Consider the following 23,406-nt stretch of genomic DNA (forward strand, 5'->3'; position numbering starts at 1 on the left):
ATCCCCTGGGCTGGCGGCCCCCACCTCGGGGGAGGCGAGGGGTCATTCCGTGCGCAGGCCCGCCGGACGCATCATGCGCAGCAGCGGCGGCAGACTGAGCAGCGTGACGACGCCGACCACGGCCGCGCCCACGCCCGTCATGGTCAGCACGCTCGACCAGTCCATGGTCACCGGTGTGCGGGTCATCTTCAGCAGCGCTGCGCCGAGGGTGACGCCCACCGTCGTGGCCAGGACGAGCCCGAGCCCGACCGGGAGGGCCGTCTGCCACAGCACCGACAGGCTCAGCGTGCGGCGCCGGGTGCCGAAGGCGACCAGCGCGCTGAGCAGCTTCCTGCGCTCGCGCAGCTGCTCCAGCTGGGAGACCAGCAGACTCGCGCCGATCAGTGCCAGCACGAAGGCGGAGCCGACGAACAGACCGGTGCGGATGGAGGCGTACTTGGCGTCCTCCTGGGCCGCCGACCAGGCGAAGGTCCGGGCCAGGGGATCGATGCGGGCGGCGACGTTGCGCACGTACTCCCGTGAGTCCGGCACCGAGGGGTCCAGACGCAGGTAGACGCCGTCCGAGAACACCGCGGGCGCGGCCCTGCGGGGCAGGGCGGCGGGGGTGACCAGCAGGCTGGTGTAGTTCTGCAGCGAGTCCTTGCGCGCGTCGACCTCCCGAATGTTCGCCGGGACGGTCCAGGGCAGTTCGAGGCCGCGGTCGCCGCCGTCGTACGACGGGTCGATGTACAGCTGCCGACCGGACTTCACCAGGGCGATCTCGGCCGCGTTGCCGGGGTCGGAGTAGCCGCTCCGCGTTCGCGTGACGAACACGTCGCCGTCCTTGCAGGAGGGCAGGGCCGCGAGTTCGCGCAGGGCGGCGCAGTCGCCCACGGTCAGACCGTCGCCGTTCTCCGGGTTGCGAGGTGAGTCCCCGTACTGGGAGCGGGCCAGGGCCACCGCGGCCCGGACGCCCTTGGTGCCGGCGAATTCGCGCTCGACGCCGGACAGCGGCCTGGGCCCGCTGAAGTCGACCTGCATCTGGACCCGGCCCGGGTCCCTGCCGGTGTTCTCGGTGTACTGGCTCTGCGTTCCCGCGAAGAGCATCTGCAGCGCGATGGCCCCGGCCACCGCGACGGCGATGCCGTTGACCATGCGGGCGGCGGTGCCGCTGCTCAGCTGCAGCCGGCGCACGGCCAGCTGCCAGGACAGCGAGCCCCTGCCGAGCCGGACGACGACCGCCTCCACGACCCAGGGCAGCAGGGCCGTGATGCCGGTCAGCAGCATCAGGACGCCGCCGATGACGAGGTACTGGTTGAAGTTCCCGTTCTTGTGACCCTGTCCGATCATCGGGTAGAGCATCCCGAGGCCGGCCAGGGGCGGCAGCAGCCGCCACCACAGCCGGCGGCGGCTCTGCTTGGCCGTGCGCACGACACCGAGGGGTTCGACGACCACGCCGCGCATGGCGAGCAGCGTGACCAGCACCGCGGCGACCGGCACCGCCACCGCCACCAGCGCGGCGAGCGCGGGGGAGGGATCGAGGTAGCTGGGCCAGACGCTCACGCCCAGCAACTCGCCGGTACCCAGCTTCTGGCGGCCGAGCAGGAAGAAGCCGGTGCCCACGGCCAGGCCGAGCAGGGATCCGGCCAGTGCCTCGCCCGCCGCGATCCGCCGGGTCATCCCCCGGTCGGAGCCGACCAGGCGCAGCGCGGCGAGGCGGCGGTCGCGGCGTTCGCCGCCGAAGCGGACGGCGGCGGCGATGAACACGGCGACCGGCGTGAGCAGCACCACGAACACGACCAGGATCATGAGCAGCAGCACCGGGTCGGTCTGCTCGGGGCCCGCGTCCGGTGCGCCGAACTCGGTCAGCCGCGTCACCAGGGAGGCGTCCGTGAGCTGCAACCCCGAGGCGCCCGCGTAGTAGGCCAGTTCGTGCGAGCCGATCAGCCCGCTCTCGCCGATCGTGCCGGTGATCCGGTACGGCAGGCGCTCCCGCAGCAGTCGCGCGTCGTCCGAGTCCAGCAGGTCCTTGAGGGCGGGGGAGACCACCATCTCGCCCTTGCCGGGGAAGCGGTCGACTCCCGGGGGCAGCGGCGCCCGCGGGCCCTCGGGTTCGACGAACCGGCCCAGGATGTCGTCGTCGTGCCAGGTGGTGTCGGCGTCGGCCACCAGGAGCGTGTCGTCGGCCTTGGGCGGGACCTTCCGGGAGTACACGTCGGCGTAGCGCGCGTCCTCCACCTTGCTGCGGGAGGCGAACACGTTGGGCATCGCGGTGCACAACAGGAGCAGGGCCACGCCGAGGCCGACGCCGACCGCGGTCAGCGTCACCCGGACCCAGCCCTCGCGGCCGCCGGTGACGGCGAACCGGGCCCCCATGGCCAGGTCTCTCGACCTCCCCCACGAGCGCGGACTCATACGGCGCGCTCCATGTCCCGGGACTTGCCGTCGCGGACGACGACCTCGCGGTCGGAGTAGGCGGCCACCCGTGTCTCGTGGGTGACGAGGACGACGGCGGCGTTGGTGGAGCGGGCCGCGTCGGTGAGCAGTTCCATCACGCGTTCGCCGTTGTGGGAGTCGAGCGCGCCGGTCGGTTCGTCGGCGAACAGCACCCGGGGGCCGGTCACCAGTGCGCGGGCCACGGCGACGCGCTGGCCCTGGCCGCCGGAGACCTCGCCGGGCCGCTTGTCCTTCAGGTCGTCGACCTCCAGGCGTTCCATCCAGCCGAGCGCCGCCCGCTCGGCGTCCTTGCGGGGGGCGCCGTTCAGCCTGAGCGGCAGGGCGACGTTCTCCACGCAGGTCAGTTCCGGCACGAGCTGCCCGAACTGGAACACGAAGCCGAACTCGGAGCGGCGCAGCGCGCTGCGCCGGCCGTCGCTCATCGTCGTCACCTCCCGCCCGTTGTAGGTGATCGACCCGGAGTCGGGCGGCAGGATGCCCGCGAGGCAGTGCAGCAGCGTCGACTTGCCGGAGCCCGAGGGACCCATGACGGCGACGATCTCGCCGGGGTGGATGGAGAACTCGGCGCCGTCGAGGGCGTGGGTGTGCCCGTAGGTCTTGCGCAGGTCCTGCGCGGTGAGCAGGGAGCCGGGGGGAGAAGTCGTCATCGGGCTACAGCCTCACGGAGTCTGTCGAGTCGGGCGGCGGTCAGCTCCAGCCAGCGCAGGTCCGCCTCGAGGTGGAAGAGGGCGTGGTCGCAGATCAGTTGGTCCGCCAGATCGCCCCTGCGCTTGCGATCGGTCAGGATGCGCATACTGCTCAGGTGCTCGGAGCGCTGGGTGTCCAGGACGTCGGCGGCGTCCCGGTCGGTGAGCAGCGCGAGGACGACCTTGGTGTAGAGGGCCGACTGGAGGTACTCCTCCGGCTTCTGCGGGGTGGCGAGCCACTGCTCCACGTTGGTGACGCCGGCGTCGGTGATCGCGTAGCGCTTGCGCTCGGGGCCGCCGCCGGCCTCGATCCCGTCGACCTCGACGAGGCCGTTCTTCAGCAGCCGGGACATCGTCGAGTAGACCTGGCCGTAGTGCAGGGGCCGGTCGTGACCGAACGTCTCGTCGAAGGCCCGCTTCAGGTCGTAACCGTGGCGCGGGCCGGACTCCAGGAGCCCCAGAAGGGTGTGACCAATGGACATGAGCACACTCTACACACGGTGTATACGTCGCATGTATACGCTACGTGTATAGCCCATGGCGGGGCGTGCGACCGTGCAGGTGGGGGAGGGGAACCTCCAAGTGTCACGATTGAAGAACGCGTCGGACCGCCGAGCCGTCGACCCCCGTACGTCTGCCGGCCGTTCCCCTCGCGGCGGCCGGGGCCGACGTCGCGCCCCGTCATCGCAACCCTCGCGGCCACCGGCCTTGTCGAGGTGTGACCCGCCGGTGACGCGGGCCGCGAACTCGGCCGTCAAGACGGTCGCACAGGGACGGAAAGTCAACTCGCCGTCGGCCCGTCGGGACCAGGTTGAGCGCCGTCGCAACCTCGTTCGTGATCCTCTGGACGCCGCTACGATCATTGCCCGTGGACCGGCTTGAGCGCACCGCACAGCTGAGGCAGTGTACGAGGCTTCGTCGGCCACGGCCCAGCTGCACGCGATCAGGTCATAGCGCTCGCCGGCCGACCGCTGGTCGGGTCACAGCCGGGCGCACACCCTGTCTCAGCCGACCACCGCGGCTGGCACGCCCGTCAGGTCTTCCACGGCACGCCACGCCCTGCCGTACCAGCCTCAGCGACGTGCTCGTGTCGGCCGGGCTGCGGGCGAAGGGACGGGGACGACCGGCTGACGGGAGCGGACCGGACCGGCGAGGTGTGGCTTCGTCCGGGCAGCGGTGAGGGGGTCCGCACGTCAGGTGCTGACGTAGCAGCGGATGGCCGTTCCGTTGGGGCTGGTATGGATGCGTACGAGGTCGGCGAGGGAGTGCACGAGCAGCAGGCCGCGGCCGCCGAGCTGGTCCCGTGCGGGTGGGCGGCGTCCGGCGAGCGGATCGTTCAGGTGCCCGTGGTCGCGCACCTCGCAGACCATCTGGCCGTCGTCGGCCCACATCAGCAGGGTGCCGGAACCTCCGCCGTGCACGACGCTGTTGGTGGTCAGCTCGGCCACCATCAGTGCGACGTCTTCCAGGCGGATGCCGGAGAGGCCGAGCCGCGCGGCGTGTCCGACCGCGAAGTGCCGGACGTCCGGCAGTTGGTCGGCGCTGAAGAAGAGCTCCTCGGCCGCGGCCGGCTGCTCCAGGGGCTGGTTGTAGCGGGCGACCACATGCTCGGGGGCGTAGGCGGCGCTGGGCCGTTCGTTGCCGCCGGAGATGACGAGGGGATGGGTCGCGTACGCGTCGGTGAGGACCTGTTCGTCGAGGCGGTCGGCGTCGTAGGGGCACAGGATGGTGACGTCCCGGCCTTGGAACGCCGGGTTGATCAGCGCCTCGTGCTGGGCGCACGCCGGGTACTCCACGCTGGTGCGGCCGGCCCAGATCGGCTCTCCGATGATCCGCACGCGTGTCTGGCGGTGGGCGTCCGCGAAGGCGCGCAGCACCTTGGGGATGATCCGTCCGGGGTTGCGCCCCGCGTCGGTCATGTCGAGGAACTTCACGCGTGCGGCGTCCTCGCCCAGGGCCGTCCTGAGGAGGGCGAGGTTGGGCCCGGGCACGGCGACCGCCACCGGCTCTCCGGCCTTCAGGCCGTCACGGATGAACGGAACCGTGCCGTCCAGGTACTCCGTGTCGCCTTGGTAGAACAAGGCGGGGTGGACGAACGGTTCGAGGGTCGCGGACGTCATCGCGCCATCACCTCGACCGCGGGCAGGTCCGGCCAGAACATGTCCAGCACGCGTCGCAGGGTGGCAGGCGGCTCTTCGAGCACGATGCGTCGCCCCTGTGGAAGGCCCTGGGCGGTCATCGCCAGGGCGGAGACGCCGGCGACGTCGACGAAGGTGACCGCGGAGAGTTCCAAGTGGCACGCCTCTTCGTCGCTGAGAGCAAGGTGGTGCAGGGTCTGTTCCCAGGCCGGGCGGGTGGTCAGACTGATCTCGCCGGCCGCTTGCCAGCCCGGCCGGTCCGTCAGCGGGTGCACGCGCAGAGCGCCCGCGGGCGGGGCCGACGACGGCGGCGACGCGTCCGCCTCTCCTGCACTGTCCACGCCGTCCCCCTGGGTCGCCTGCTGTCTGGATCCCCAGTATCCCCTACCGGCGAAGGGCAGGCGCCGACAGCCTGGCGCAGACGCCGTCCGCGGCCCGCTCCGGCGTCAGCGACGGACCGTCGTCGGTCGGGGCAGAAACGGCCGCAGCCGTTCCCCCTCGGCATCACTCTCTGCGCGCTCCGCACGACCTCGCCGTGATCGGCGTCGACGACATCGCCGGCGCGGCAACCGCCCAGCCGCCGCTCACCACGGTCGTCCGCGACGTCGACGCCCTCGCGCATGGCCTGGCCCGCCGCGTCGTCGACGCCCTCGACCGGAAGCAGACGTCGGCGGATCCCATCCGGGACCCGCTTCGAGTCCATGTCCGGGGATGGGCCTGACCTGCCCTTCCGGCGGAGCAGCCGCAACACGGATGAGAGCACGTGGACGAGGCCGGGGCAGGTCAAGCGCTGTTCGTTTCGGCAGGGACAGCCACCGGATCGAATCCGCGTCGAATCGCGTCGAATCCGCACCGATGAGGCGCTCGCCGATCGGCCTTGACCTCGGCGCACGCACACCCGGGGAGACGGCGGTGTCCGTCGTCGCGGAGATCATCGTCCACACCGACCAGGGCACAGGCCGGCCTCTGTCCCAGCCACAGGCACGGATTCACCAGGCGCTCCCACAGCGGCGGCCGGTCGCGGTCAGCTGAGCGGGGAGGAGGCCGGCAGGTCCCGGTCGGCGGCCCAGGAGGCGAGGATGCGCAACCGCTCGTGGGTGGGGGAGTCGGGCGCGGCGGTCCAGACGGTCAGGTTCTGGTCGGGGTCGGTGTTGGCGGTGAGGGTGTCCCAGTCCAGGACGAGTTCGCCGACGACCGGATGGTTGAGAGTCTTCGTGCCCACCGTGCGGGCGGCGACGTGGTGTTCGCCCCACCAGCGGGAGAACTGCTTGTCGCGCAGGGACAGTTCGCCGACCAGCTCGATCAGGCGGGGGTCTTCGGGGTACTTGGCGGCCTCCATGCGCAGCTGGGCCACGGCGATCTGCGCGGAGGCCTCCCAGTCGGCGTACAGGGTGCGCATGGCCGGATCGGTGAAGATGATCCGGGGGTAGTTGCGGTGCTTTTCCTGGAGGCGGGAGAAGTCGGTGACCAGGGCTGCGGCCAATGCGTTCCAGGCGAGGATGTCCCCGCGCCGCCCCTGCACGACGGCCGGGGTGGCGGTGAGGTCGTCCAGGACCCGCTGCAGTTGCGGCTGGACCTTCTGTCTGCCGCGCCGCCTCGCGCGGGTGGTGGTCTTGCCGGCGAGCTGGAAGAGGTAGCCGCGCTCGTCGTCGTCCAGCTGGAGTACGCGGGCGAGGACGTCCAGCACGGGCGCGGACGCCTGCATGCGGCCCTGTTCGAGGCGGGTGTAGTAATCGGTGCTGATGCTGGCGAGCTGGGCGACCTCCTCGCGGCGCAGCCCGGCCACCCGGCGGGGCCGGTCGGTCTCGGGCAGTCCGACCGTGCGCGGGCTCAGCTCCGAGCGGCGCTTCTTGAGGAATTCTCCCAGCTCGTTCAGGGGGATGTCGGCAGTCATGCTGCCCAGCATGACACCGGTCGCACCTGGGGAAGGGGGGAGAATTTCCTCCCAGGATGTTTCCCTCCCGGGATGGATTTCTCCGCTTTTCGTGCTTGCCCTCGCGTGTGACGCTCGATGTCGAGCAGCCGATCCTGACCCCGGCTGCGGCACCCCGACCTCGCACCGAAGGAAGCACCCCATGCGCGGAGCAGTCATTCACGCCCCCGGAGACGTGCGCTTCGAGAACCTCGACGACCCGAAGATCACCCGGCCCACCGACGCGATCATCCGCACGGTCGCCACCTGCGTGTGCGGCTCGGACCTGTGGCCCTACCGCGGCGCGGAACCCGTCGACGAACCCCATCCGATGGGGCACGAGTACGTCGGCGTCGTCGAGGAGGTGGGCGGCGAGGTCACCCACGTCAAGCCGGGCCAGTTCGTGGTCGGCTCCTTCGCCACTTCGGACAACACCTGCGTGAACTGCCGCAACGGCTGGCAGTCGTCCTGCCTGAACCGCGAGTTCATGAGCACCTGTCAGGCCGACTACGTCCGCATCCCCAACGCCCACGGCACCCTGGTCGCCACCGACGAGCACCCTGACGCCGCATTCGTGCCGAGCCTGCTCGCCGTGTCCGACGTGCTGGGCACCGGCTGGTACGCCGCCCTCGCCGCCGAGGTGAAGCCCGGCTCGACGGCCGTGGTCGTCGGTGACGGTGCGGTCGGCCTGTGCGGTGTCATCGCCGCCAAGGAGCTGGGCGCCGAGCGGATCATCGCGATGAGCCGTCACGAGTCCCGGCAGAAGCTCGCCCTGGAGTTCGGCGCCACCGACATCGTCAGCGAGCGCGGCGACGAAGGCATCGCCCGCGTCAAGGACCTCACCGAGGGGATCGGCGCCGACTCGGTCCTGGAGTGCGTGGGCACCCCCGAGTCGATGCGCCAGGCCCTGCACTCGGCCCGGCCCGGCGGCAACGTCGGCTTCGTCGGCGTCCCGCACGAGGTGCGGGTCGACGGCGAGGAGCTGTTCTTCTCCCACGTCGGCCTGCGCGGCGGGCCCGCCCCCGTGCGCCGTTATCTGCCCGACCTGATCGACCGGGTGCTGTCCGGCCGGATCGACCCGGGCAAGGTCTTCGACCTCACCCTGCCCCTGGACCAGGTCGCCGAGGGCTATAGGGCCATGGACGAGCGCCGCGCCATCAAGGCCCTCCTCAAGCCCTGACCACGCACGCCTCCACACCCGGGGCCGCGCCCAGGCGGTGCGGCCCCGGGCCGGAAACCACCCCCGCTCACGCAAGGACTGACCATGACGACCTTCGCCCTCGTCGGCGCGGGACCCGGCCTCGGGCTCGCCACCGCCCGCCGCTTCGGAGCCGCCGGCCACACCGTCGCTCTGATCTCCCGTACCGCGGAGAAGCTGGACGGGCTGACCGCCGAACTCGCCCGTGACGACATCCGGGCCCGCGGCTTCACCGCCGACGTCCTCGACATCGAGTCGCTGACCGCGGCCCTGCACGCGGCCGCGGCCGACCTGGGGCCCGTCGAGGTCCTCCAGTACAGCCCGGTGCCGCGCGCCGACTTCATGAAGCCGGTCCTCGACACGAGTGCCGACGACCTCGACGCCCCGCTCGCCTTCTCCGTCAAGGGCCCTGTCACCTGCGTGAACGCGGTCCTGCCCGGCATGCGCGAACTCGGCCGCGGCACCGTGCTGTTCGTCAACGGCTCCAGCGCCGTACGACCCAACCCGAAGGTGGCCGGCACCTCGGTCGCCTTCGCCGCGGAGAGCGCCTACGCCCGCGCGCTGCACGACGCCCTCGCCCCGGAGAACATCCACGTCGCGCAGCTGATCGTCCCCGGAGCCATCCGGCCCGACGCCGAGCACAGCAGCCCCGACGCCCTGGCCCAGCGTCTGTACGACATCCACCAGCAGCGGGACGGCTTCCGGCACTACTCCGAGCCCCTGCCCGACTGACCCCTGGGACGACACCCGTGAACTCGGCCGCCCTCTCTGCCCTCGCCCGCGCCGCCACGGCCACCGCGCTCCTGCTGCCCGTGGCGGCCTGCACCGACGCCTCGCCGGCCTCCCCGCGTGCGACATCCTCGGCATCCTCCGCCCGGCAGCAGACTCCGGCGGCCGAGGCGAGCACCGCGCCCTCCGACGGGAACACCGCACCGTCCGACAGGAACACCGCACCGTCCGACAGGAACTCCGCCATGGACATCCGGGTCACCCTCGACGGCCGCCCCGTCGACGCCGCCCTGAACGACAGCCCTGCCGCCCGTGACTTCGCCGGGCTGCTCCCGCTCACCCTGGACCTGGAGGACTTCCACCAGACGGAGCGGATCGCCGACCTGCCGCGCAGGCTGACCACCTCCGGCGCTCCCGCGCCGGCCGCGCCCAAGGCCGGCGACCTGACCTACTACGCGCCCTGGGGCAACCTGGCCCTCTTCTACCGCGACGGCCCCTCCGCCTCCGCCGACCTGCTCGTCCTCGGCCACATCGACGCCGGCGCCGACCGGCTCGCCGGGGCCGACCGGATCACCATCGAAGCCGCGCGCTGACCCGCCCGACCCACCGTGCGCCTCACGGGGACGCCCACCCGAGAAAGGGGGGAGGAGAGCCTCCCCTTTTCGTCCGGTTCGCTCCATGGAACCGTGAAAGACGTGGCCGCGCCGACCGCAGCCCGCCGTGACGCCCCCGGCCGCCACCCTGATCCGCCGATTTCCCCCCAAGGAGAGAGCACACGTATGCCTTCCGCATCCGGGACCACCCCGGGCAAGCTTCCCTTCGTCGTCTGGGTGCTCGCCGCCGGCACGTTCCTGATGGGGACCACCGAGTTCGTCGTCGCCGGCCTGTTGCCGGAGCTGGCCGGTGACCTCGGAGTCAGCGTCTCCCACGCCGGCCTGCTGATCACCGCCTTCGCCCTCGGCATGATCGTCGGCGCGCCGACCATGGCCATGGCGACCCTGCGCCTTCCCCAGCGCCGGACGCTGGTCCTGGCCCTGGCCGTCTTCTGCCTCGGACACCTCGTCGCCGCCCTCAGCACGTCCTTCACGATCGTCCTGCTCGCCCGCGTCGTCACGGCCCTGGCGACCGGAGCGTTCTGGTCCGTCGGCTTCGTCGTCGCCACGACCGCCGCGGGCCCGCACAACGCCACCCGCGCCACGGGCGTCATGATCGGCGGCTTGACCCTGGCCAACGTCGTCGGCGTGCCGATCGGCTCCTTCGCCGGCCAGTTCACCGGCTGGCGCGGCCCCTTCTGGGCCCTGGCCGTCCTCTCCGGGCTCGCCGCCGCCTTCATCGGCCGCTTCATCCCGGCCCAGGGGCAGCACGCCGAGGTGTCCCTCCGGGCCGAGGTCCGGGCTTTGCGCCAGGGCCGGCTGTGGCTGGCGCTCGGCGCCGCGATGCTGATCATGGGCGGTGTCCTGGCGACGTACACCTATGTCACGCCGCTGCTGACCGACCGCGCCGGCATCCCAGCGGGCGCCGTACCGCTCGTCCTCATCGCCTTCGGCGTCGGCGCCCTGGGCGGCACCACCACCGGCGGCCGCCTGGGCGACCGCCACCCGATGGCCACCACCATCACGGCCGCCGCGGCCACCGCCCTGGTCCTGCTCCTGATGATCCCGCTGTCCACCGACCCGGTGACGGCCACCCTCCTCGTCTTCCTCATGGGTCTGACCGGCTTCACGGTCAACCCGGTGGTCACCGCCCTCGCCATGCGCTTCGCGGGCGATGCCCCCACCCTCACCTCCGCGCTGACCACCTCCGCCTTCAACACGGGCATCGCGGCGGGATCGGTGATCGCCGGCACGGCCCTGGACTCCTCCCTCGGCCTGACCGGCCCGCCCCTGGTCGGCACCGTCATCGCGGCCCTCACGCTGCTGCCGTTGATCGCCCTCGCCGTCCACGGCGCCTCCCACAAGGGCCGGATCGTCGCCCGGCGCATCGCCCCCACCCACGCGCGACGCGACGAACCCGCGCAGGTGCCGTCGCACCGCTGACCCAAGCCCAGATCCGCGTACCGCCGACACGGCCCCCGCGACGTACCAGCAAGCGAGAGGACTCCTCCCATGACCGTGAGCAACGAAGCCTTCGCCGGCAAGGTGGCCTTCGTGACCGGAGCCGGTTCCGGCATCGGCCGCGCCACCGCCGTCGTCTTCGCCCGTGCGGGTGCCCGCGTCGCCCTCGCCGACCTGTCCGGCGACGGCCTGCGGGAGACCGCACGGCTCAGAGAAGCCTCGGCGGGCGGCGCGTGATGTCGGCGTCGTGGGACCGGAAGGCGTGGTGCACACGGAGTTCGGCGACGGCGTACGGCCCGGTCTGTTTCTCCAGCCCGACCAGTCGGTCCGAGAGTTCCCGGAGAAGCCCGGACTTGAGCGTCCTGCCGTACTTCAGTGACAGGGATTTGGCGACGTGGTCGATGATGTCGATGAGGAAGGTCCCGGTGCCCATGGCCGGGTCGACGACGGTGACGTCCTCGCTTCCGTACCCGTCCTCCTGGCCGAGCCGGTCACGCAACACCTCGTCGGTGAAGCCGACCATGAAGCGGACGACCTCGCCGGCCGTGTAGTACGTACCCGTCCGCCGTCGCAGTTCCGGGTCGTAGGCGCTCAGAAAGCCCTCGTAAAGGTGGAGGTAGGCGTCTCCGGTCTCGTCCTTGAACATCTCGGGGTCGACGGCCGAGCTGTGTCACGGAGTCGTCGGTCGCACTCGGGTGGGCTGACCGCGCACAGTGCCGAGAACGACGCCTCGCTGCGCAGAGTTCCGCAGAGGCTGGCCGGCGCAGCGGCGGGGCGTAAGTGAGATGATCTCTCATGCCGTCACCGTGCTCGCGACCACTGACAACGCCCGCGGCGGCCCGGTAACGCCCATCTGGACCTGCCCCGGGCGGGCGGCGACCTCCGGCGGGTGCTGGCGGTGCTGAGATTCCCGGAAGGAAACGGCTGCCCCGGGCGCTCGCCGAAGGCCCGGCCGACGCCGGGGCGGCGAAAAGGTTGGTGTGCGGGGCCGAAGGGACCGGGTAACGTCTTTGTCATGTTCTTCCAGACGCCGATTTACGAGTGAGAGCGTGATGGGCCCCTGCTGACGTCCTTCGACGTCGCGGCCCGTCCCCCACCGATGAATCCGTAGATCACTTCACATCATTACCGGGAGAACCCGTGACCGTGAGCAAGAACATCAACAACCCCGTGGGCATGGGCGGCGGCCAGCGCAAGAAGCTGTCCCGCGCCGAACGGCAGAACAACGGTCCGCACCGGAACCTCGACCGCCAGGGTGCAGCCGATCAGAAGGCGGAGCTGGTGCGCAAGATGCGCGAGAAGGCAGGCGCAGCCGAGGGTGCCGGGCAGACGAGCGACGACACCGCACAGAGCTGACGCACCGCCGCCGCAGGGCGGCATCGCATGGGGCAGGGCCCCGGACCGCGACGCGCGGTTTGGGGCCCTGCTGCCGTACCGGGCGCGGCCGGTCCCGCTCAGCTCTCGGCCGAGTACCCGCGTCTCAGCCGACCACCCGGGGCGGCCGCAGATTCAGCAGCCCCGTCACCGCCAACACCCGAGCTGCACCAGCCCAGCAGCATCACCACCAGCGCGGTCCACGTGCCCAGCCCGGACGACACTGTCAGGAAGAGCGTGCAGGGCGTCCTTCGCCGCGCCGTGCGGGGTCAGTCCTGTCGGGCGTTCCTCGGGACGCCGGCAGTTCCGTCGCCTCAACCGTGGCGGCGACCGTCAGGCAAATGCCGCGCTCCACCGCATCGCGTTCACCCGTCTGCGGGTCGACCCGCGACTCCAGGACTACTACGAGCGCCGCACCAAGGAGTGCGAGACCCGGCACCAGCAAAAGACGGCACGCGGCGCACGAGACCGGGAGCCCGGCGTCGACAGGACACCCGGGCCGGCCTTCATCCCTGTTGCCGGCGTGGGGACGGATCCGGGGGGAGGGCCAGGCCGGTGACGGTGCCGGCCTGGACGATCGGGCCGTGCTGGGTGCCGCCGGAGACGGTGTTGTGCACTGTTGCCGGGCGGCCTGCTGCGGCGGCCGCCAGTCGGCGCAGTGACGCTCCGAGAGCATTCAGGTCCTCGCCGGTGAGTGCCCCGCTTTCCACCAGCCGACAGAGATGGGTCTGCCACTCGGCTGCGATGCCGGACGTGGTGTGCTCGTCCGCCCCGGCGCCGGTGAGGAGCAGCCGCGTACGCGCGTCGTCCAACCCGGTGATCGCGGTGGTGTCCGCGCCCGCACGTGCCAGGAACCGGCCCATCAGTGCACGGGCGTGAGCCCAGGAATCAGTGACCATGAGGGAGACAAGGGTGGTGGCTCCCGATGCCGCCATCGCGGCCAGTTCGGCGTCCATTCGCGTCCTCCTGAATGCGCGGGGATGAAATGTCCTGGTCGGCGGTCAGGCCGTCTCGGCCGGCGGGCCGGGGTCGGGAACCGGTTCCGCACCGGTGTCCGGGTCGGCGGGCCTCGGCGGATCGAATCGGCGTAGGAGGTCCTCCGCTGTCTCGTGGCGGTTGTGCTGCTCGATGAGCCGCGAGAACTGTCGGGCCAGCATCGCCCGCCGGTCGTCATCCTCGGTGAAGCCCATAGCCTCGAAGAACCCCGACAGGTGATCCGCAGCCGAGGGCTCACGGGCTGGGAGATCGGCAGACTCCGTGCCGGTGTCCGCCGTCCCGAGTCCTCCCGGCCGGTGCGGCAGCATCTCGAGCAGGCGCTCAGGGATGTCGGTGTCGGTGGCCGCAGAGGTCAGCTGCGCCAGCAGGGGGAGGTCGGCCACGGTCTTCGCCACGTGCTCGTCGTTCTTGGCGAGCCACCACACGACGGCGCTGCCGGTGTCCTTGAGGACGTCCTCGCCCAGATACCGGCGCTTGCTCTGCTCGTACTTGCGCTGGTGCTCCCAGACCGCCTCGTCCTTGCGCACGCCGGCGAGCCGATCCAGACGCTCCTGGTCCTCGTCGGGCAACGTGAGGCTGATGTCTTCCGCCATCGCCTGGAGGTGGCCCGTGGAGTCCGGGCACATGCGGCCGAGGGGGCCGCCGAGTTCGTGCTGTAGGAGCGAGGCGTCACCGGGTTCCCGCTTCTCGGCAATGGCGCGGGCCCGGCTGAGGACCGCCTCGACGGCGAGGCCGGCCGGGTTGAGGACCGTGGCGCGCCCCGGACCGTCGGCGAAGCACCACCGCACGGTCGCCGAGAAAACGAAGTGGTAGTCGTCCCAGAGGCTCGGGAGCGCCACTCGGTTGACGCGGCACTCGGTCCGCTCCACCGGGGCGGCCGTGAGCTGCTCCTCGAAGCTGACCGGCACCGGGCCGCGGCGCTGTGAGGCCAACCGGAAGACTGTCGCGGGTACCACGAGAAGAAGCGCGGCCAGCGTCGGCCAGGTCCAGTCGGGCCATCGCTTCACCAGGCCGAGGATGGTCAGCAGCAGGCCGCACAGAACGGTGAGGAACACGGTTGTCGTCTTGCGCGCCGTCGTCATGATCGACCCCCTCTGGCCGATGCCGACGGGGCGGCAGGACCGAGGCCCTGGGCCACGCCGATCTTGTGGAGCAACAGGTCGGTCGTCTCGGAGGCGCGGGCGCCGCCACCCGGAGAAGCGCACTCCGCCTGGCGTGCGGACGCGTACAGCGCGGCGAACGTCGCGCCCCGGTCCTCTCCGCAGCGGTCGGCGGCATCGACCAGCAGGTCGAGGAGGATCTCCCCCCGGTCACCGGCGCCCTCGGCCGCCCAGTGCAGCCAGCGCTGTATCTCTGCCCGTGGTGCCGCGCCTCGTCCTTCCGGCCGCGACGCCGCGTCGGTCAGTACGGCGCGCCAGCACATGATCAGCGAGCGTCGTACCCCGTCCTCGTCAACCAGAGCCCGGGTGGTGACGGAGCGGTCCGTGAGCGGCGCCGGATCGCTGACGCGAAGAAAGATGCCCAGGTCGGTCGGTGCGAGGTCGCCGCCTGCCAGCCGGTCGAGCAGCCTTCGGCGCAGCCGTCGGCTTCCGGCCACCAGATCGCACAGGGCCTGCAGGGCATGGGCCGTGCCGCGCTCACGCCGGGCGAGATGGTGCAGCCGGATCAGAGCGTGGTCCGGATGGTCCAGCGCGAGGACGTCGGCGCAGACCTGGACCAGCACCTGGGCGAACTCACCGGTCAGCCGGCGGTAGGCGCACCACTGGTAGATCCGTTCGCGGAAGGTACTGCCGTGGGCGGGGTCCGCGAGACCACAGGTGAGCGCCTGGACCGCAGCCTCCGACCGGGCTCTGCCCGCTCCCTGCGCACTCCACCGTTCGGCGAGCGCGGCGAGCGCGTCCGCCCGCCCGGTCCGCAGGTACTCACCCGCCAGCCGGGCCACCAGTCCGTCGCGGACGTCCGGCACGAGATGAGGGTCGTTCGACTCGACGACCCGCGCGGCCCACGCGCCGAGGTGGGGCCGCAGGTCGGGCATGTGGTCCCAGAAGTGGGCGCGGACGGCGGAGTCGTAGTCCAGCACGGTGAACTGCACGCGACCGTCCGGCCCGGAGCGGGCCGAGATCTCCGACAGCCGTTGGGCGAGGTCCTTGCGCTGGAGGAGCGGAGTCTCCTCCTCGGGGGTTCCGACCGTGCTCAGCAGAAGCGCGGCCGCCCGGTGGACGACGTCGGCGTGTGCGCCGTGGAGCATGGACACGGCGATCAGCAGGGCGCGTTGGGGAGCCTCGGGCAAATCGGCGACGCGGTCGGCGACTTCGGCGCGGCGCCCTGCCCGCGCACGTTTCGCGGCCGCGCACCACTCGGTGAGTCCCTCACCGGGCCCGGCCGATTCGCGGGCCCGGCGTATGCGGTCGGCGAAGTCGGCGATCTCCCGCATGTGTCTGCGTTCGCTCAAGAACTCGTCGACGTTTACGTCGTACCTGAGGAACTGCTCGTACGGCACGCCGTGGGCGCGCAGGTGGCGTCTGAGAACCTCCATGGGGAAGGTCGGTGGTCCGATCTCGACACGGTAGTGCTGGAGGTCGGGATCGAGGGCGCCGCCGTGCGGCATGACGACGACGAGATGGGCCCGCCGCTCGTGCACCGTCTGGCGCAGGGCGGGCAGGTCGCCCCGCGTCGCGTGCCACAGACCGGCCTCCGCCGTTGACAGGTCGAGCAGGAGCCGGTCGCCCGGGTCGACGAGCGCCGGGTTGCGCAGCGGCAGCTCGTCCCGCTCGTCGGGCAAAAGTTCGCGGAAGGCTCCGCCGGGACGGTGGTGTTCGCGCAAGAGTACGCGGGCCGTGGCCGTGCGGCCGCTGCCGGGAGCACCGTCGAGGATGACGGTGCCCGTCTCCTCGAGCGTGGTGCGGGCACTGCCCATGTTGACCGGAGCGACCAACACTCGCCGAGTCCAGCGAAGTTGGTCATCGGGAAGCTGGCGGAAGATCGGCTTTCGGGGCTCGTGGGCAGTGACGCCGAGGTTGACGTAGATGTGGCCGTCGCCCGTGTGCGTGACGCCCTGCGTACTCTCGACCCGGGTGGTGTGCTCTGTGCTCACCGTCGGTCGTCCTGGGGCCGTTCCGGCTCCCCGAACCGCTGGTGGACGTCCCCGTGGTGGTCGCCCTCGGTGTACGTCGTCCCGGTGCCCGAGATGTAGCGGTCGCCCGACACATGGCGTGAGTTGTTGTAGATGCTGCCGCTGCCCGTGTGGACCGCACCGTGGGAGCTCTTCACGATCGTGCCGCCGACGTCACCGCTGAAGTCGCCCGCTTGGACGGACGTTCCGCTCACGTCGCCGATCGAGTTGTGCACGGTGGTCGACGCCGGCGACGGCTCGCCGGGCTCGCTCAGATCCCGTAGCTCGGGGACCAGCTCGGCGACCAGATCACCGATACGCCGGACGCCGGCCTCGGTGTCGTGGGTGCTGTCGAACGGCACGGACTGCAGATCGGCGAGCCGCGCCAGCTCCGAGGGCAGGGCCGCCTTGCTCAGCCGATCGGTCTTGCGGCCGTCCAGCACGGGCACGACGATGAGCCCGCACTCGAACGCGGCCTCGATCTCCTTGCGCACCCAGTCGTCGGGATCCTGCAGCCGACTGCGGAAGTTCGTCCAGTCCGGTCCTACGACGGCCAGCAGCACGGAGCTGTGGCGTAACGCCGTCAGCAGAACCTCGGGGTAGGCGTCCCCTGGGGTGATGGACCTGGATGCGCGGAAGACGCGGTCCTGGCCGAAGCGGCGTGACAGCTCCTGGTCGAGGAGGGCCGCGGTCCGCTCGCCGTCGCCGGTGCGGTAGTTGATGAACACGTGGGGCATGCCAGTGACTCCTTCAGATGGTGGACGGGCGCGACAACGTGCCGAGTCGCGGTCCCAGCCGGCGTACGGAGGAATGGTTCGCGTGGCGCGCCAGGGCACGGGCGAGTCGCCTCAGGTCGGTCGTGACCGTGGCGGAACCCACGACCTCTACCCCGTCGAGCAGGGGCGCCGCCAGGTCACAGGCGTGGTCGATCTCCCCGGCCGACGCGTAGGCGAGTGCGCGGCGGACGCCGTACCTGACCTGGGTGCGGACCGCGTCCTCGCCGACCAGGGCGAGTTGCCGGTCCAACTCCTCGCCCGCCTCGCGCGGCCGCCCGAGATCGACCAGGCACCAGCCGGTGACCATGCCGACCGGATCGGGAAGGTGCATGGTGCCGATCACCGGCTCGCCGGTCCCGTCCTCCTGGAGGGCAAGAAGCGCACGCGCGCGGTCCAGCGCGTGCAGACAAGCCCGCCGGTCACCCGCCAGCGCGTGGCCCTGGGCTTCGCGCTGTGCGGCGAGCCCGCGGATCCGCGGGGGCAGGGCCCCGCTCTGCGCGCGACGGGCCAGAGCGACCGTCTGCTCGGCGTCGTCCCGGTACAGCGTGATCAGAGCCCGGCGGACCAGCGCATAACCCGCCAGCGCCCGGTCGCCGCCGGCGGCCGCCAGATCGACCGCGCGCTGCGTCCACCACAGGGCCGCCTGCTCGTCCCCGGTCTCCTGCACCAGCCAGCCGACGTATTCGGCGTACCGGGATCCAAGGGCCAGCAGGTGGCGCCGGGTGCCGCTGTCACAGTGGGCGGACAGTTCCCGCAGGGTGTGGGTCTGTGCGATCAGAACGGGCAGCAGCAGGGCGGGCGCCACCGTCTGCCCGAGTCTGCGGTATTGGGTGAACAGCGAGCGGGAGGCTTCCAGCATTCTCGCACCCGTGGCCGGCGAGGCCGGGCCCGCGCTGTCGGACCGCCACGCCATCAGCGAGGCGACACCGGCGCCCACGACTTCTCGTCGGCCCACGGGCTGGAAGGTATTCGGGCCGTCCGGTGACAACTGCATGATCCAGTCCTTCTCGTGGACATGGCCCGGCGCCGGATCGACGGGCGGGTCGGTGGTCCCTGGTGCGAGCAGGGCCAGCAGGGCCCCGCCGGCCCCGAGGGCGGCGTCACACAGGCGGGCGAGGTCACGGCTGGGGGTCTTCAGGCCCCGCTCCACCTTGCTCAACTGCGCCTTGCTGTAGTGCACGGAGCCGGACAGGGCCGTGAGGCTGAGCCCTGCGTCCAGACGCCGCCTCCTCAACTCTTCGCCGAATCCGGTGGACGGCTGTGGCATGGAAACTCCAACCCCTCCCGCCCTTGGCCGAGTCCGCACTGCACGAAAGCGTGCGGCAGTCGGGCCGAGGCGGACAAGGTGATCGATGCTGTTTCCCGTTTCCTTCTCCGGCACGGGGACGCGGCATGCGCGGCAGGGAGGACCGGAGAACCGGACCAGCTGGAAGCCGCGCCAAAAGGGAAGCTCCGCGGCGCAGTGACTGGGAGCGCGTGTGAGCCGGGAGGTGGCGAGGGCCGCCGGGTCCCCCGGCCCTGTGAGATCTCGTGACACGTGAGAGGGTCTGGGGCGTGAGCGAGACACCACCGAACACCCTGCAATACCGCTTTGACGGGCCAGAAGACGCCCCGGTCCTGATCCTCGGTCCCTCACTGGGTACCACATGGCACATGTGGGACCGCCAGGTTCCCGAACTGGCTCAGCAGTGGCGGGTGTTCCGGTACGACCTGCCGGGCCACGGCGGCGCTCCCGCCTACCCGGCGGCCTCGGTCGCCGACCTCGCCGCCCGGCTGCTCGCCACCCTCGACGGGGTCGGGGTGCAGCGTTTCGGCTACGCGGGCTGCGCGTTCGGCGGCGCGGTCGGCGTGGAACTGGCCCTGCGCCACCCCGAACGCGTGGCCTCCCTCGCGCTGATCGCGGCCTCGCCGCGGTTCGGCACGGCCGACGAGTTCCGTCAGCGCGGCGTGATCGTGCGCACCAACGGCCTCGACCCCATCGCCCGCACCTCGCCCGACCGCTGGTTCACCGGGGGCTTCGCGGCCGCGCAGCCCGCGATCACCGAGTGGGCGGTGCAGATGGTGCGCACCACCGACCCCGGCTGCTACATCGCGGCCTGCGAGGCCTTGGCGGCGTTCGACGTACGGGCGGAGATCGGTCTCGTCGGCGCGCCGACACTGGTGCTCGTGGGCTCCGACGACCAGGTCACCGGGCCCGCCGAGGCGCGCACCCTGGTGGCCGGCATCCCGGACGCCCGCCTCGCCGTCGTGCCCGGCGCCTCGCACCTGGTACCGGTGGAGCAGCCGGCGGCCGTCACCGACCTGCTGGTCCGGCACTTCTCCACCGCCTGGCAGCCCGCCTACGACTCCGGCACCGGCCATGTCGCGGTCCCCGGCATCCCGGTCAGAGCGGTGCCGATCACGCCTCAGCAGCCTGAGCAGCCCCAGTCCCCGTCCCAGCAGTTCCAGCAGGCTCCCCAGCCGATCGCCATCGCGGAGATCGCGCCGGCGCCCGTCCCCGAAGCGCCCCGGGCACTGGGCCGTCCCGACCCCTACGAGGCGGGTCTGAAGGTGCGCCGGGAGGTCCTCGGCGACGCCCATGTCGACCGGGCGCTGGTCCAGGCCGACGACTTCTCGGGCGACTTCCAGGAGTTCGTCACCCGCTACGCCTGGGGCGAGATCTGGGACCGCCCAGGCCTCGACCGGCGCTCCCGCTCGTGCGTCACGCTCACCGCGCTGGTCGCGGGCGGCCATCTGGAGGAACTCGCCTTCCACACGCGGGCCGCCCTGCGCAACGGCCTCACCCCGGACGAGATCAAGGAGGTGCTGCTCCAGGCGGCCGTCTACTGCGGCGTGCCGGCGGCCGGCAGCGCGTTCCGGGTGGCGCAGCAGGTCATCCGCGAGGAGACCACCCCGACCGAGTGAGGACCCGCTCCGGCCCGGACACGGGTCCGGGGGCAGGATGGACCCATGAAGCTCACCAAGAAGTCGCACGCCTGCGTCCGTCTCGAGAAGGACGGCCGCACCCTCGTGCTCGATCCGGGCGCGTTCAGCGAGGACGACGCGACCCGCGACGCCGAGGCGATCCTGGTCACGCACGAGCATCTCGACCACTTCGACGAGAAGCGGCTGCGGACGGCCCTGGAGGCCGACCCGGCCGTCGAGCTGTGGACGCTGAAGTCCGTCGCGGAGAAGATCTCCGCCGCGTTCCCGGGCCGCGTGCACACCGTCGGCCACGGCGACACGTTCACCGCCGCCGGGTTCGACGTGCAGGTCCACGGCGAGCTGCACGCCGTCATCCACCCCGACATCCCGCGCATAATCAACGTCGGCTACCTCGTCGACGGCGGCCGCGTCTTCCACCCGGGCGACGCGCTGACCGTCCCCGACCAGGCGGTCGAGACGCTGATGCTGCCGGTGATGGCCCCCTGGAGCAAGATCTCCGAGGTCATCGACTACGTCCGCGAGGTGAAGCCGCAGCGCGCCTACGACATTCACGACGCCCTGCTCACCGACCTCGCGCGTCCGATCTACGACAACCAGATCGGCGCCCTCGGCAGCGCGGAGCACCTGCGGCTGGCGCCGGGGGAGAGCACGGCCCTGTGAGTGTCGGTGGGGCCCGGTAGGTTGTGAGGCATGCGCATCGCGACCTGGAACGTGAACTCGATCACCGCCCGCCTGCCGAGGCTGCTGGCCTGGCTGGAGAGCAGCGGCACCGATGTGCTGTGCCTGCAGGAGGCCAAGGTCGCGGAGGAGCAGTTCCCCTTCGAGCAGTTGCGCGAGCGGGGCTACGAGGCCGCGGTGCACGCCACGGGCCGGTGGAACGGCGTGGCGGTGATCTCCCGCGTGGGCGTCGAGGACGTCGTCAAGGGGCTGCCCCGCGACCCCGGCTACGACGGCGCCCAGGAGCCCCGGGCGGTCTCGGCGACCTGCGGTCCGGTCCGCGTCTGGTCGGTGTACGTGCCCAACGGCCGTGAGGTCGACCACCCGCACTACGCCTACAAGCTCCAGTGGTTCGACGCGCTGAGGGCCGCCGTCGCCGAGGACGCGGCGGGCAGCCGCCCGTTCGCGGTGCTGGGCGACTACAACGTGGCCCCGACCGACGACGACGTCTACGACGCGGCGGCCTTCGAGGGCTCCACCCACGTCACGCCGTCCGAGCGGGCCGCCCTGGCGTCCCTGCGCGAAGCCGGCCTGTCGGACGTCGTCCCGCGCCCCCTGAAGTACGACCACCCCTTCACCTACTGGGACTACCGCCAGCTCTGCTTCCCCAAGAACCGGGGCATGCGCATCGACCTGGTGTACGGCAACGAGCCGTTCGCCAAGGCGGTCGAGGACGCCTACGTGGACCGCGAGGAGCGCAAGGGCAAGGGCGCCTCGGACCACGCGCCGGTCGTGGTCGACCTGGACGTGTAGGCGACGCCGCGGGCCCGGCGTACCGGAGTCCCGGCGTCCGGGAGCACCGGCGGCACGCGTCTGCCGGGCCGCTCGCGGCGGCGACCGCCGCCGTTCCCCGGCGACCGCTCGCCGCTCGTCGCGCGCCCCGCGCGGCCGGACACGTCCGGCGCCGCCGATCGCGCCGGACAGGGGCTCCGCCCCCGTACGGCTGCGAACCCGTGCCAGCGCGCCTGTGGTGCGCGCACCCGGGCCGATGTCACGCTGGGCTTATGAACATCCCTTTCCTGGGCAACAAGAGCAAGAAGCACCGGGCGGCGGTGCTGGCCGGGGACCCCGAGGGGATCGCCGAACTCCTCTCGGAATGCGAGGTGTTGCGCTCCCACGCGGCCCGGGAGGGTATCGGACTCGACGACTCCGTCGCCTCGTTGGAGGCACTGGACCAGATGCCGCCGCGCTGGCGCGACGACGAGGAGAACCTGCCCTGGTTCGGGCACGACGCCGGGCTGTACCTCGGGACGGTCGTCGTGCGCACGGTGCCCGGCGCCGCGTGGGTGATCAGGCCCGGCGGGGAGGCGGTGGTCCGGCTGACGTCCGGGCGGGAGGTCGACGTGGTCGCGGCCGGGTTCGAGTGGGCCGCGACCGGGACCCCCGAACTGTCCCAGCTCTACGCCGAGGTGGCCGAGCACTGAAGCGACTGCGGAACGACATCCATGCGTGCGGTAAATACGGCTAATGCCCGCGAAATGCGTGTCGCTTCTTCACCTGGTCTTTATGTGGTTAGTTTGCGGCGACCACGACACAGCTGAGAGTGAGTAGGGCTGCGCATGGCCGTCGATCCGCTGATCGAGCTGCGTGACGTCAACAAGCACTTCGGGGAGCTGCATGTCCTGCGGGACGTCTCCCTCACCGTCGGCAGGGGGGAGGTGGTCGTGGTGATCGGCCCGTCGGGGTCGGGCAAGTCGACGCTGTGCCGCGCGATCAACCGGCTGGAGCCGATCGGGTCCGGCACGATCATCCTCGACGGACAGCCGCTGCCCGAGGAGGGCAGGAGCCTGGCGAGGCTGCGTTCCGACGTGGGCATGGTCTTCCAGTCCTTCAACCTCTTCGCCCACAAGACGGTCCTGCAGAACATCTCGCTCGGGCAGGTGAAGGTCCGCCGGCGCAAGAAGGAGGAGGCCGACCGGCGGTCCCGGGAACTGCTCGACCGGGTGGGCCTCGCCGACCAGGCCGACAAGTACCCGGCCCAGCTCTCCGGAGGCCAGCAGCAGCGGGTGGCGATCGCCCGCGCCCTCGCCATGGACCCCAAGGCGCTCCTCTTCGACGAGCCCACCTCCGCCCTCGACCCCGAGATGATCAACGAGGTGCTGGAGGTGATGCGGCAGCTCGCCCGCGACGGCATGACCATGGTCGTCGTCACGCACGAGATGGGCTTCGCGCGCTCCGCCGCCAACCGGGTGCTCTTCATGGCGGACGGCCGCATCGTCGAGGACCGCACGCCCGAGGAGTTCTTCACGGCCCCGCGCAGCGACCGCGCCAAGGACTTCCTCTCCAAGATCCTCAAGCACTGAGTCCGCACGGCGGCAGCCCCCGGGGCGCGTCCGCCCCGGCAGCGGCCGGA

At 71.6% G+C, this 23,406-nt stretch carries 24 protein-coding genes and 2 pseudogenes; 14 read left to right on the forward strand and 12 right to left on the reverse strand.

What is annotated here, in order from left to right:
* Positions 1-42: 42 nt before the first annotated feature.
* Genes ACFVYK_RS30875 through ACFVYK_RS30885 form a run of 3 tightly spaced genes read right to left on the reverse strand, consistent with a single transcriptional unit; the run spans position 43 to position 3,604 of the window.
* A complete protein-coding gene (locus ACFVYK_RS30875) occupies positions 43-2,394 on the reverse strand; it encodes an ABC transporter permease (RefSeq protein WP_389779706.1) in 2,352 nt (783 codons plus the stop codon).
* Positions 2,391-3,083, reverse strand: a complete 693-nt coding sequence (locus ACFVYK_RS30880) for an ABC transporter ATP-binding protein (RefSeq protein ID WP_389779707.1) — start codon at positions 3,081-3,083, stop codon at positions 2,391-2,393. The genes ACFVYK_RS30875 and ACFVYK_RS30880 overlap by 4 nt, the downstream gene beginning before the upstream one ends.
* The gene (locus ACFVYK_RS30885; RefSeq protein WP_389779709.1) at positions 3,080-3,604 is read right to left on the reverse strand and encodes a PadR family transcriptional regulator; all 525 of its coding nucleotides are present in this window, start codon (positions 3,602-3,604) and stop codon (positions 3,080-3,082) included. Before ACFVYK_RS30885 ends, ACFVYK_RS30880 begins: the two co-directional genes overlap by 4 nt.
* 432 nt (positions 3,605-4,036) lie before the next feature.
* Between ACFVYK_RS30885 and ACFVYK_RS30890 the strand changes: the two are divergent.
* A pseudogene (locus tag ACFVYK_RS30890) lies at positions 4,037-4,195 on the forward strand (restriction endonuclease); the annotation flags it as partial.
* Positions 4,196-4,315: 120 nt separating this feature from the next.
* On the opposite strand, the gene ACFVYK_RS30895 reads toward ACFVYK_RS30890, so the two are convergent.
* The gene (locus ACFVYK_RS30895; protein ID WP_389779710.1) at positions 4,316-5,242 is read right to left on the reverse strand and encodes an anti-sigma factor RsbA family regulatory protein; all 927 of its coding nucleotides are present in this window, start codon (positions 5,240-5,242) and stop codon (positions 4,316-4,318) included.
* Entirely contained in the window at positions 5,239-5,601 is a 363-nt protein-coding gene (locus ACFVYK_RS30900; protein ID WP_389779712.1) for an STAS domain-containing protein, read from the reverse strand. The genes ACFVYK_RS30895 and ACFVYK_RS30900 overlap by 4 nt, the downstream gene beginning before the upstream one ends.
* Positions 5,602-5,771: 170 nt before the next feature.
* Here ACFVYK_RS30900 and ACFVYK_RS30905 point away from each other — a divergent pair, with 170 nt between their 5' ends.
* On the forward strand, positions 5,772-5,981 hold the full coding sequence (locus ACFVYK_RS30905) for a substrate-binding domain-containing protein (protein WP_389779749.1): 210 nt from the start codon (positions 5,772-5,774) through the stop codon (positions 5,979-5,981).
* 303 nt (positions 5,982-6,284) lie between these two features.
* Here the strand turns inward: ACFVYK_RS30905 and ACFVYK_RS30910 are convergent, their stop codons facing one another.
* Positions 6,285-7,166, reverse strand: coding sequence for a helix-turn-helix domain-containing protein (locus ACFVYK_RS30910; RefSeq protein WP_389779713.1), 882 nt, complete (start codon positions 7,164-7,166; stop codon positions 6,285-6,287).
* Positions 7,167-7,335: 169 nt separating this feature from the next.
* On the opposite strand from ACFVYK_RS30910, the gene ACFVYK_RS30915 reads away from it, so the two are divergent.
* The 5 genes from ACFVYK_RS30915 (at position 7,336) to ACFVYK_RS30935 (ending at position 11,390) form a co-directional block, all read left to right on the forward strand.
* A complete protein-coding gene (locus tag ACFVYK_RS30915) occupies positions 7,336-8,352 on the forward strand; it encodes a zinc-dependent alcohol dehydrogenase family protein (protein ID WP_389779715.1) in 1,017 nt (338 codons plus the stop codon).
* 84 nt (positions 8,353-8,436) lie between these two features.
* Positions 8,437-9,102 carry an SDR family NAD(P)-dependent oxidoreductase gene (locus tag ACFVYK_RS30920; protein ID WP_389779717.1) on the forward strand — a complete coding sequence of 222 codons (666 nt, stop codon included), beginning with the start codon at positions 8,437-8,439 and terminating at the stop codon, positions 9,100-9,102.
* Positions 9,103-9,119: 17 nt separating this feature from the next.
* Complete coding sequence (locus ACFVYK_RS30925; protein ID WP_389779718.1) at positions 9,120-9,692, forward strand: cyclophilin-like fold protein; 573 nt, start codon at positions 9,120-9,122, stop codon at positions 9,690-9,692.
* 186 nt (positions 9,693-9,878) lie between these two features.
* Positions 9,879-11,135 (forward strand): MFS transporter, encoded by a 1,257-nt coding sequence (locus tag ACFVYK_RS30930; RefSeq protein WP_389779720.1) that lies wholly within the window; start codon positions 9,879-9,881, stop codon positions 11,133-11,135.
* 69 nt (positions 11,136-11,204) lie between these two features.
* On the forward strand, positions 11,205-11,390 hold the full coding sequence (locus ACFVYK_RS30935) for an SDR family NAD(P)-dependent oxidoreductase (protein WP_389779722.1): 186 nt from the start codon (positions 11,205-11,207) through the stop codon (positions 11,388-11,390).
* Here ACFVYK_RS30935 and ACFVYK_RS30940 read toward each other — a convergent pair.
* Positions 11,362-11,799, reverse strand: a complete 438-nt coding sequence (locus tag ACFVYK_RS30940) for an N-6 DNA methylase (protein ID WP_389779724.1) — start codon at positions 11,797-11,799, stop codon at positions 11,362-11,364. The two genes, ACFVYK_RS30935 and ACFVYK_RS30940, sit on opposite strands and share 29 nt — an antisense overlap.
* 494 nt (positions 11,800-12,293) lie before the next feature.
* On the opposite strand from ACFVYK_RS30940, the gene ACFVYK_RS30945 reads away from it, so the two are divergent.
* Positions 12,294-12,509, forward strand: coding sequence for a DUF6243 family protein (locus tag ACFVYK_RS30945; protein ID WP_179879016.1), 216 nt, complete (start codon positions 12,294-12,296; stop codon positions 12,507-12,509).
* 262 nt (positions 12,510-12,771) lie between these two features.
* Positions 12,772-12,951: pseudogene (locus ACFVYK_RS30950) on the forward strand (transposase); the annotation flags it as partial.
* 82 nt (positions 12,952-13,033) lie between these two features.
* Here ACFVYK_RS30950 and ACFVYK_RS30955 read toward each other — a convergent pair.
* The 5 genes from ACFVYK_RS30955 to ACFVYK_RS30975 are packed head-to-tail and all read right to left on the reverse strand — an operon-like array spanning position 13,034 to position 18,678.
* On the reverse strand, positions 13,034-13,483 hold the full coding sequence (locus tag ACFVYK_RS30955) for a hypothetical protein (RefSeq protein ID WP_389779726.1): 450 nt from the start codon (positions 13,481-13,483) through the stop codon (positions 13,034-13,036).
* A gap of 45 nt (positions 13,484-13,528) precedes the next feature.
* A complete protein-coding gene (locus ACFVYK_RS30960) occupies positions 13,529-14,605 on the reverse strand; it encodes a hypothetical protein (RefSeq protein ID WP_389779728.1) in 1,077 nt (358 codons plus the stop codon).
* Positions 14,602-16,617 carry a hypothetical protein gene (locus ACFVYK_RS30965; protein ID WP_389779729.1) on the reverse strand — a complete coding sequence of 672 codons (2,016 nt, stop codon included), beginning with the start codon at positions 16,615-16,617 and terminating at the stop codon, positions 14,602-14,604. The genes ACFVYK_RS30960 and ACFVYK_RS30965 overlap by 4 nt, the downstream gene beginning before the upstream one ends.
* Positions 16,614-17,372, reverse strand: coding sequence for a toll/interleukin-1 receptor domain-containing protein (locus ACFVYK_RS30970; RefSeq protein ID WP_389779731.1), 759 nt, complete (start codon positions 17,370-17,372; stop codon positions 16,614-16,616). Before ACFVYK_RS30970 ends, ACFVYK_RS30965 begins: the two co-directional genes overlap by 4 nt.
* A gap of 13 nt (positions 17,373-17,385) precedes the next feature.
* Positions 17,386-18,678: a helix-turn-helix domain-containing protein gene (locus ACFVYK_RS30975; RefSeq protein ID WP_389779732.1), complete on the reverse strand. Its 1,293-nt coding sequence runs from the start codon at positions 18,676-18,678 to the stop codon at positions 17,386-17,388.
* 287 nt (positions 18,679-18,965) lie between these two features.
* On the opposite strand from ACFVYK_RS30975, the gene pcaC reads away from it, so the two are divergent.
* The 5 genes from pcaC to ACFVYK_RS31000 all read left to right on the forward strand — a co-directional run bounded on the left by pcaC (position 18,966) and on the right by ACFVYK_RS31000 (position 23,356).
* Positions 18,966-20,315, forward strand: a complete 1,350-nt coding sequence (gene pcaC, locus ACFVYK_RS30980; RefSeq protein WP_389779733.1) for a 4-carboxymuconolactone decarboxylase — start codon at positions 18,966-18,968, stop codon at positions 20,313-20,315.
* A gap of 45 nt (positions 20,316-20,360) precedes the next feature.
* A complete protein-coding gene (locus tag ACFVYK_RS30985) occupies positions 20,361-20,996 on the forward strand; it encodes an MBL fold metallo-hydrolase (RefSeq protein ID WP_389779734.1) in 636 nt (211 codons plus the stop codon).
* A 30-nt stretch (positions 20,997-21,026) separates the two neighbouring features.
* A complete protein-coding gene (locus tag ACFVYK_RS30990) occupies positions 21,027-21,806 on the forward strand; it encodes an exodeoxyribonuclease III (protein ID WP_389779736.1) in 780 nt (259 codons plus the stop codon).
* Between the two features lie 251 nt (positions 21,807-22,057).
* Entirely contained in the window at positions 22,058-22,477 is a 420-nt protein-coding gene (locus ACFVYK_RS30995; RefSeq protein WP_389779738.1) for a DUF6278 family protein, read from the forward strand.
* 135 nt (positions 22,478-22,612) lie between these two features.
* On the forward strand, positions 22,613-23,356 hold the full coding sequence (locus ACFVYK_RS31000) for an amino acid ABC transporter ATP-binding protein (protein ID WP_389779739.1): 744 nt from the start codon (positions 22,613-22,615) through the stop codon (positions 23,354-23,356).
* Positions 23,357-23,406 lie beyond the last annotated feature (50 nt).

This window comes from Streptomyces sp. NPDC058291 (assembly GCF_042880855.1).
GTDB lineage: Bacteria > Actinomycetota > Actinomycetes > Streptomycetales > Streptomycetaceae > Streptomyces.